Origin of the sequence: Listeria rocourtiae subsp. hofi, from assembly GCF_963575615.1 — a bacterium.
Lineage (GTDB): Bacteria > Bacillota > Bacilli > Lactobacillales > Listeriaceae > Listeria_A > Listeria_A hofi.
In genome coordinates, this window is record NZ_CAUYTL010000061.1 from 1 (window position 1) to 8,027 (window position 8,027).

Here is an 8,027-nt window from a genome sequence, read left to right on the forward strand (position 1 = left end):
TTTATTGGTTGACTAATCGTAAGAAGAGGATGGAACATCCGTTGATTTGTAGATCAACTTTTGTCCCATCCTCTTTTATTTTACCGAAAAGTGTTCATGTAGCCAGTGCAAACCAAGAGTTTCTATCTCGTCTAACTGTTCCATAAAGCCGTGATCTGCGCCGTCTAGTTCCATTATTTTTGTCCCTGCTGGAAATAGTTTCTCGCCTTGTTTTGTAATTTGTGCGAGCTCTTTTTCCAAATCGCCTTCTGTACCGTGAATAACAAGAATCGGGCAATGAACGTTTTGTAAAATTGCAGCTTGATCCATATGATTAAAATCTGCCAACATCTGCTTATCTAAAACAATCTCTGTGCGCCAAGGATCATCGACATAAAAAACCGCGCTACCGTTACACTCGCATTGCGCGACCTGTTCTTCTGAAAAATCATCGACATGTTGATAGGCAATAGCACCAGTAACTGGACCTGTTAAAACCATCGTATCAATATCTGATTCGTAGCAAGTCAGTGATAAACGTCCACCAAGACTATGTCCCCAAAATGCGAACTTTTTCATGCCGAGTTCGTGACTATATTTTTTAGCCGCTCGTAAATCCGTGACTTGTTTTGCAAAATGAATGGCTGTATCATCGCTTTCTCCGTAGCCACTACAATCATAGGTTAGCACGTTATAGCCGTTTTGTTGTAATTTTATGGCGAAACGATCAAAACGCCCGCTTGACGATTTATTCGATAGAAAACCATGCGTCATAATGATGATAGACTTTGAAGGAGCTGCATAAAAATGACCAACTAGCGTTAATCCAGCTTCGTTTTTGAAAGTGATTCGTTCCATTTTTAAACCTCCTTGCGATACCCAAGTGAAATACTATGTTTTAACTGTAACGCCAAATGAGTATTTTTTCAAGTAATAATTGCTCAAAAAGGGATGTTTTTGCTGTTTTTATGGGATGGGAACAGGGTATAATGGGAAGGAGTAGAATGAAGGAGAGTGATACATAATGGGAAAAGCGATGTTGATTGTGAATCCTTCCTCTGGTAAGGAGAAGGGGAAAGTATACAAAGATCGGGCATATCAAGCATTGTTGAGGCGTTTTGACGAGGTTGAGGTGAAAGAGACGCAAAAAGGTGGGGACGCGACGGAATTTGCCCGAGTTGCAGCTGATAATAATTATGAAGCGGTTATTGCGATGGGCGGAGATGGTACGCTAAATGAGGTTATCAATGGTATCGCAGAGAAGCCACATCGCCCTGCATTTGGTTTTATTCCATTGGGAACGGTGAATGATTTGGCTCGTTCTCTTGGTGTTCCATTGCGACCGGATCGTGCGATTAAGGCATTGGAAACAGCTCGGAAGCGTTCGATGGATATCGGGAAAATTGGCGATACATATTTCATGAATGTGCTGGCTGCTGGTATGATTGCAGAGGCTGTTGACAAGGTTAGCGTTGAACAAAAAACAAAATTCGGCTCCGTTGCCTATTTTGCGGAAGGGTTGAAAGCTTTTGCACGTCATGAATTGTTGGAATTTGAAGTGAAGTATGATGACGGTGAATGGGATGGCAAAGCAGGGCTAGTTATCGCTAGTTTGACGAATTCAGTCGGTGGCATGGAGCAATGGGCTCCAGAGGCCGAGGTAGATGACGGACTGATTCATGTTTTTATTTTGACGAAGCTAGGTTTGATTGATGCCGCTAAAATATTACCACAAATTGCGCTAGGTACATTGAAAAAAGCAGATGGGGTTATGTACTTCTCTACCACAAAACTGGAAATTGCCTGCACGGACCCTGATGTAAAAGTCAATGTTGATGGTGATTCAGGAGATACCTTCCCGATTGCGATTGAGGTTTTGCGTGAACACTTAGATGTTTTAGTTCCGACTAAATAAACAGGCGATTTTATATGCTGAAGCGCTTTGATTCCAGCATATAAAATCAACCAATTAACTCTGTAATTTTTTGAAGAATTGCTGTTTCTAGCAGGGGATGATAGTGAAATGATTCGCAAAGAACAGTTTCGCAGTCGGGATATAATTTCTGTAGATGTAGCCGTTCTTGGTCAATCGCGACAACATGGGCACCAGTGAATAGAAAATAGGGAAGAATATATATTTTGTCGAACTGTGTGATTAGATTTTCTAAAACCTTTGGATAACATGGCTCACCCTTTATTTCACTGTGAAAAACGGGGAGATGTAGCTGTTTTTCTAAAAGATGCGATACGCTGTACAGACGATTAGCAGGCTCACTGTCGCGTTCGCTTCCGAGCCCAACGAGCAAGACAGCTTTTGATTTTGTGAAATTAATATTGGTTTGTAGTATTTTTTCTTTGGCTAATGCAATTATTTCTGGATCAAAGCCAAATGTTTTGGTCATTTTTATTGTAATATCTGGATGCTTTCTTGTAAGGGAGTCAAGAATTTTAGGAATTTCATATTTGATGTTGATTGCTGAAAATAGAAATACTGGGACGATGATGAGCTCGTCTGCACCGGTAGCGATAGCCTTTTCACAGGCAATTTCTATAGTGGGATAACTCATGCTAAGAAAACCTAATTCTTGAATCGTTTCGGGTCTTTTCTTTTTAATCTCGGCAATAAAAGTGCGAAATTCTGCATTGCCTTCAGCTAGTTGTGTTCCATTGCCAATATAAATTATTGCGCGCAAAATGATTAGCTCCCTCCGAAGTGATGTCTTCCACTGTTGTATACTTTATATTTTAACTTGCATAGAGGTGGAAGCCAAGCTGTTTTGACAAAAAATATTTTTAAATGTCACCAAATTGTGAACGAATATGGCGATGTAATGAATGTCGATAAATCATGAAAAATAGATGTGGAGGAAACAAATTATGGGTGAGTCGCTAGATGTAATCTACAAAGGGCTGGCGAATTTGAAAAATGGATTCAAGCCGATTCCTGGTAAGCTTTACGTAACAAAAGAATATCTAATTCACAAGCCAAATGACTATTTTGCAGATGATGTCATGATTTCGTTTGAAGATGTGGCGCGAATTGAAGGTATGATGACGAAGATTTTAGGGCGCGATATGTTAGCTAATTTACTTGAGGTGGAGATGAAAAAAGGGGAAAGGTTCCAATTCGTGATTAATAAACAGAAAAAATGGCTATTGGCTTTGGAGAAAGTGCTCACAGAACGAGGCGAAGCGGAAAAATTAGTTTGCAATAAATAAAATAGATGAGGCCAAGACAAAACTCATTTTCATACAAAATAAGCAAGATATCACAAATCCATTTTTTCGAGTAGGATGCGAATCTTGCTTGGTATAAATCGAGCGAAAGCGTTTGTATTCAGGGGATTTGGATTGGATCAACCGCTCGCTTTGTTCACGCTTATATTGGGACTGTAACTCTTTTTATTCGAACAGTCGCTGATGGATTACATGTTCGCTTTGCTCTCATGTATATTGGGACTGTAACTCATTCCATTTCGAACAGCCCCAACAAATGCGAGCGCTTGTCGCCGATTTATTTGGGTTATGTCTCAGCCCCATCTATGTTTCTGCGTGTACTTGATTAAAGTTTGCAACGGCACCGATTAGGTTGGCATCATTTCCGAATTTACAGGAGACGAGCTTCGGTGCTACTTTTGCAATTGTGATTTTCTGCAGGAGAGTGTCTAGCTGTTCTTGGATGGCTGGAAGGAAATCTGCGCGTTCGCTTACCCCACCACCAATGACGATAAGTTCAGGGTCGTATACATATTGTAAGTTAAAAATTCCTTTTGCAAGGTTGCAGAACATGCTATCAATTTCTTCTGTAGCTATTGAGTCGCCAGCATCTTTTAATTGGAAGGCTTCGATACCGGATAGCGATGGTAAGCCTTTTCGTTTTGCAATGCGTGAGGCGGCGTTAACAGCAGTTCCTGTATCGCTTAGATTTTCTAGTAGGTCATTCATGATCATATAGCCGAATTCGCCACCGTGAAGGTGAGCGCCGGCGTGGATTTTGCCATTTTTAATAACGGCTCCGCCAATGCCTGAACCGACGATGATAAAGAGGATATCGCTGGCTTTTTTTGCAACGCCGAGCCATGTTTCGGCCAGTGCTGCGCAATTGGCATCATTTTCAAGAGTGATGGGTAGCTCTAATTGCTCTTCTAGTAGTTGCCGAAATGGAAAATCATGAATATAGGGAATTGCACTGGCACCACCTATGATACCGCTTTCGTTATTGACGGCTCCTGGACAACTAAAGGCGATACCAGTCAGTGTATAAGATTTGTATGTATTTTTAGTCGTTTGTAGTTGTTTTATGAGTGTTTCGAGGGTGTCAGGGGTTTTGAATTTCCCTTTGGACACAATTGTTCCATCTGGCTCTATCACGGCGTATTTGACTGCTGTACCGCCCATATCGAATGCTAATAATGTCATGGTTTCTCGAACTCCTTTTTGGTGAATTAAATCAAGCATACGTGTATTTTTAGGAAAAAACAAGTATAAAGAAAGTCAAAAAATATTTTACAATTATATTACAAAGTGTTACAATTATGTCGTACTTATTTAGAGCAAGGAGGAAATAAAATGCATGTGAGCCGAACAGAGAGGGCGCGTAAGAAACGTAAAACACGGCGTCTAGGAATTATTTTTACAGTCATCGCTTGCTTTTTATTTGGGGGATTAGGAAGCGCGTATTTATTTATACAGGCGCATTCTAAGGTAACAGCAAACGAAATGAGTATGAATGAGGAGTCGACGGCAAATGTGAAGACCAATATCGTGATTGATCCACACGCCTCGCTCAAAACAAAAATTGACTCACTTTTGAAGCAACACCAATTCAATGGGACAGCTTATATTGTGAAAGATAATAAAGCCATTATCAATCAGGGCTATGGTTTGGCAAATAGAATGACTGGGGAAGCCAATACGAGCCAGAGTTTATTTTTTATAGGCTCGATGGAAAAAGCGGTGGTAGCGACGGCCATTATGCAATTGCAAGAAAAAGGGTTGCTGAACGTAGAAGATCCGATTGCTAAATATTTCCCAGCATTCCCTAATGGGCAAAACATCAAAATTAAGAATTTCCTTGGGCACACATCTGGTATAGCGGGGCGCAAAAAAGGAAACCAGAAAGTGACTTCCCAGCACATAGTAGAAGAGATAGAGGCAGCAGGGATTAAGCAACCACCAGGTAAGTGGGATTATCAAGATGATAATTATGCGATGATGGGTCGTCTTGTTGAATTAGTGTCTCATCAGTCTTTAGAGGCCTATTTAAGACAACATATTTTAGTGCCAGCGGGTATGAAAGAGACCGGATTTGGTGATTCATTTTTTACACATCCTAATGAATCGATGAGCTACAAACTAAAAAATGGCACATTGACGAAAACAAGCTTTGTTCAGGATACCTCACAACTATTTGGGGCAGGAAATATGTATATGCCACCGAAAGATATCTATCTGTTTAATAAGGCGTTAACGGATGGGAAATTGGTGAATCAAGCTAGTTTGGCCAGTATGTTGCGTGCAGGAGCAGGGGACTATGGTTATGGGTTCTACACGAGGTCAAACTTTTATATTTCTCGCGGTGTACTGTATAATTATGAGACAATAAACAGTTTTTCTAAAGATTATCAAGATGCAGTCATTATTTTTTCAAATGTGCGGATGGAAAAAGACAATGGTGCACTTGTGAAAGAAATTTATAGCTTAATACAGTAAAAAAAGATGCGATTTGCCAATTTCATGCTATAATATACGAAAGCGAAAAAACTTCAGGAGGAATTTTTTAGTGGAAATTAGGATTCAGAAAAAGCTTGCGACTGGGCAAGTTAGATTTGAAAGTGATTTCGGCACGTGTGAAGGAATTTGGAATGATGACGAGCCGGAGTCAAATCGCAAATATACTGTAGAAATTGAAATACCACAGCATTTGACGGCGGCGCAACTGGCAGAAAGCGACGAGAAGCATTGCATTTTGGAGAAGACAGAGGATGCGCATGTTCACGTAGTTGGACAGTTAGAAGACTATGAAGAGGACGGTTTTGCCGTTTTGCGATTAGAGGACAGCATCATTTGTTTTAATACGCAATACGACGAACAAATCGAAGCCTTGCACGGGAAATTTATTGAGTTTGAAGTAGAACGGATTCACTTGAGTAAAGTGGGAATTTAAAAAAGTAGCGTTTGGATATTATGCCCAAACGCTACTCTTTTAGCTTTTTTCAGTGAAAATTTTCAAGATTTGTTCCAAGTCTTCCTCATTTCGAACGAATAGAAGTAGGCGTTGACGGCCGGTTTCGATAACCAGTACGCCGTCTTCAGATAGATTAATGCGCTCCATTTTTTTATATTCAAAGAAGAGCAGGGCATAGAAGAAACCGTGTTCTTTGAATATAACGCGACCTTTTCTGATAAAGCAAATATAGAAGAAAAGGATACCTAGAATGGCTAACAAGACAGATGTGGAGACTGGCCCATGCCGCAAGAACGCATTCGAGATAAACAGCATCGTAATCAGACCGACGAATATGTATCCATCCCATTTTCCTCGCGAACGAAGCGGGACACTGAGAACCGTTTTACCTTTCCAAAAATGAAGAACTACGCCATCATAAACGGAAAATAAAAACGCGCCGATTATCATGACAATGAGGAAAATATTTGTTGCATCCATACTCATTAATTTACACCTGCATTCATAAAATTTCTCCCCTCATTGTATCATTATCTACCTTAAAAAGGAACAGAATCACATCGCTAATTCGCGTATTTCTTAAGGATTCCCCGCTAAAAGAAAAATGTGCTTGTGAAATAGCGAATCACATACTATAATGAGGAGTCATTAGGTTTGTTGCAACATGGAAAAGGGAGGAAAATAAAAATGAAAAGGCTATCAATTTTAGTTATCGCGCTCGTCTAATCTTAGTGACAGGGGATACGGAGCTTGCAGTGAGCTGGCAAGATGATAACATTTCACTAAACGACTTAACCGAGCCAAAAGAAGACTTTCAAGATTATGAAGGTGGCGTTAGCCTGGCATCTTACAAAAAAATTGTGGAAGAGTAATTTCCAAAAGATTATGGAGTAACTAAATTCCCAGCGAAATTAGTAAATTCGAAACAAAAGAATCAGGATTTACCTACTTCAATCGTCTATATCTCATAGAAATGGGAGACTTTTACTTACAAGTTTTAGAATACGGACCAAAATCAAAAATGGATAAATACCATAAGGAAGGGGAACAAGTAGTTCAGTCAATTCGAGAGCTACCAGAAAAACCGAGTACGCAAAATAAGCAATTAAAAGGGAGCTTAATATGAAAAAATTTCTAATTATTTTGGGAGTAGTTATCATTGTAGTAGGCGGAGCTTTGATATACTTAAATTACATGAATTATTGGCCGTTTCAAGGAGATAAAATAGCTGGTGTTCCGGATGGTGAAATCAAAAATATCAACGCAGATACAGTAGATGTGAAGACTGATCCACAATCCTTACTGTTAGCAGCAAGTGGTACGGTAGATTATAATGTGAAAGCGGAGAGTGTGAATGTTTACTTTGATGTGTTTAAGCGTGATAAGCGTGTTATCCATGAATTGATAACGATGACCGGTAGTGATGGAGAGACAGATTTAAATGGGCATCTTCTATGGGCAATACCGGGTTTTGAGGTATTCAAACCAACAGAGATTCGAGCAAAAATTGAGCATGGTGGGGCTATTTCGCAGGATAATTATATCATTCCAAAAGGAATTTTTGGAATGGAGGCAGCAAGCACAGCACAAACACAACCATTTGATGATGGGAAAATAGAAAAAGGGAAACAATATATGTTGCAAACGTGGCTGTTTAATAAAGAACCGATGGAAAGTAACGATCAAGATTTTTCTAAAGAGGCTTTAAGAGATAGAGAACAAACTGCCATCCTTTACATCGTTTTCAAATGAAAAAACAGGATTTTCCAACAACGGAAAATCCTGTTTTTTGTGCGCCCAGCATGCGCAAATGCTAGGTGGTGAAAGTCCACTACAGGCTTGGCAGTAGGAACTGTTAGCT

The 8,027-nt window shown here is 39.9% G+C and carries 9 protein-coding genes; 5 read left to right on the plus strand and 4 right to left on the minus strand.

Annotated elements, in window-relative coordinates; genetic code table 11:
- Positions 1-75: 75 nt before the first annotated feature.
- The gene (locus R8925_RS15345) at positions 76-837 is read right to left on the minus strand and encodes an alpha/beta hydrolase (protein WP_430536664.1); all 762 of its coding nucleotides are present in this window, start codon (positions 835-837) and stop codon (positions 76-78) included.
- A 166-nt stretch (positions 838-1,003) separates the two neighbouring features.
- Here R8925_RS15345 and R8925_RS15350 point away from each other — a divergent pair, with 166 nt between their 5' ends.
- Entirely contained in the window at positions 1,004-1,894 is an 891-nt protein-coding gene (locus R8925_RS15350) for a diacylglycerol/lipid kinase family protein (RefSeq protein ID WP_430536665.1), read from the plus strand.
- Between the two features lie 46 nt (positions 1,895-1,940).
- Here the strand turns inward: R8925_RS15350 and R8925_RS15355 are convergent, their stop codons facing one another.
- Positions 1,941-2,672 (minus strand): sirohydrochlorin chelatase, encoded by a 732-nt coding sequence (locus R8925_RS15355; RefSeq protein ID WP_430536666.1) that lies wholly within the window; start codon positions 2,670-2,672, stop codon positions 1,941-1,943.
- A gap of 184 nt (positions 2,673-2,856) precedes the next feature.
- Here R8925_RS15355 and R8925_RS15360 point away from each other — a divergent pair, with 184 nt between their 5' ends.
- On the plus strand, positions 2,857-3,198 hold the full coding sequence (locus R8925_RS15360; RefSeq protein ID WP_430536667.1) for a hypothetical protein: 342 nt from the start codon (positions 2,857-2,859) through the stop codon (positions 3,196-3,198).
- Between the two features lie 321 nt (positions 3,199-3,519).
- Here the strand turns inward: R8925_RS15360 and R8925_RS15365 are convergent, their stop codons facing one another.
- The gene (locus R8925_RS15365; protein ID WP_430536668.1) at positions 3,520-4,398 is read right to left on the minus strand and encodes an ROK family protein; all 879 of its coding nucleotides are present in this window, start codon (positions 4,396-4,398) and stop codon (positions 3,520-3,522) included.
- Between the two features lie 150 nt (positions 4,399-4,548).
- On the opposite strand from R8925_RS15365, the gene R8925_RS15370 reads away from it, so the two are divergent.
- On the plus strand, positions 4,549-5,691 hold the full coding sequence (locus R8925_RS15370; protein ID WP_430536669.1) for a serine hydrolase domain-containing protein: 1,143 nt from the start codon (positions 4,549-4,551) through the stop codon (positions 5,689-5,691).
- Positions 5,692-5,761: 70 nt separating this feature from the next.
- Positions 5,762-6,145: a hypothetical protein gene (locus tag R8925_RS15375; protein ID WP_036070237.1), complete on the plus strand. Its 384-nt coding sequence runs from the start codon at positions 5,762-5,764 to the stop codon at positions 6,143-6,145.
- A gap of 39 nt (positions 6,146-6,184) precedes the next feature.
- Here the strand turns inward: R8925_RS15375 and R8925_RS15380 are convergent, their stop codons facing one another.
- Entirely contained in the window at positions 6,185-6,652 is a 468-nt protein-coding gene (locus tag R8925_RS15380) for a DUF986 family protein (RefSeq protein ID WP_430536670.1), read from the minus strand.
- A 636-nt stretch (positions 6,653-7,288) separates the two neighbouring features.
- Between R8925_RS15380 and R8925_RS15385 the strand changes: the two genes are divergently transcribed.
- Positions 7,289-7,918 carry a hypothetical protein gene (locus R8925_RS15385; protein ID WP_430536671.1) on the plus strand — a complete coding sequence of 210 codons (630 nt, stop codon included), beginning with the start codon at positions 7,289-7,291 and terminating at the stop codon, positions 7,916-7,918.
- Positions 7,919-8,027 lie beyond the last annotated feature (109 nt).

What these genes read in the sequence shown, in the direction of transcription:
- R8925_RS15365 (WP_430536668.1), bottom strand. Translation starts at nt 4,398, where the DNA reads ATGACATTATTAGCATTCGATATGGGCGGTACAGCAGTCAAATACGCC.
- R8925_RS15360 (WP_430536667.1), top strand. Translation starts at nt 2,857, where the DNA reads ATGGGTGAGTCGCTAGATGTAATCTACAAAGGGCTGGCGAATTTGAAA.
- R8925_RS15350 (WP_430536665.1), top strand. Translation starts at nt 1,004, where the DNA reads ATGGGAAAAGCGATGTTGATTGTGAATCCTTCCTCTGGTAAGGAGAAG.
- R8925_RS15345 (WP_430536664.1), bottom strand. Translation starts at nt 837, where the DNA reads ATGGAACGAATCACTTTCAAAAACGAAGCTGGATTAACGCTAGTTGGT.
- R8925_RS15380 (WP_430536670.1), bottom strand. Translation starts at nt 6,652, where the DNA reads ATGAGTATGGATGCAACAAATATTTTCCTCATTGTCATGATAATCGGC.
- R8925_RS15370 (WP_430536669.1), top strand. Translation starts at nt 4,549, where the DNA reads ATGCATGTGAGCCGAACAGAGAGGGCGCGTAAGAAACGTAAAACACGG.
- R8925_RS15385 (WP_430536671.1), top strand. Translation starts at nt 7,289, where the DNA reads ATGAAAAAATTTCTAATTATTTTGGGAGTAGTTATCATTGTAGTAGGC.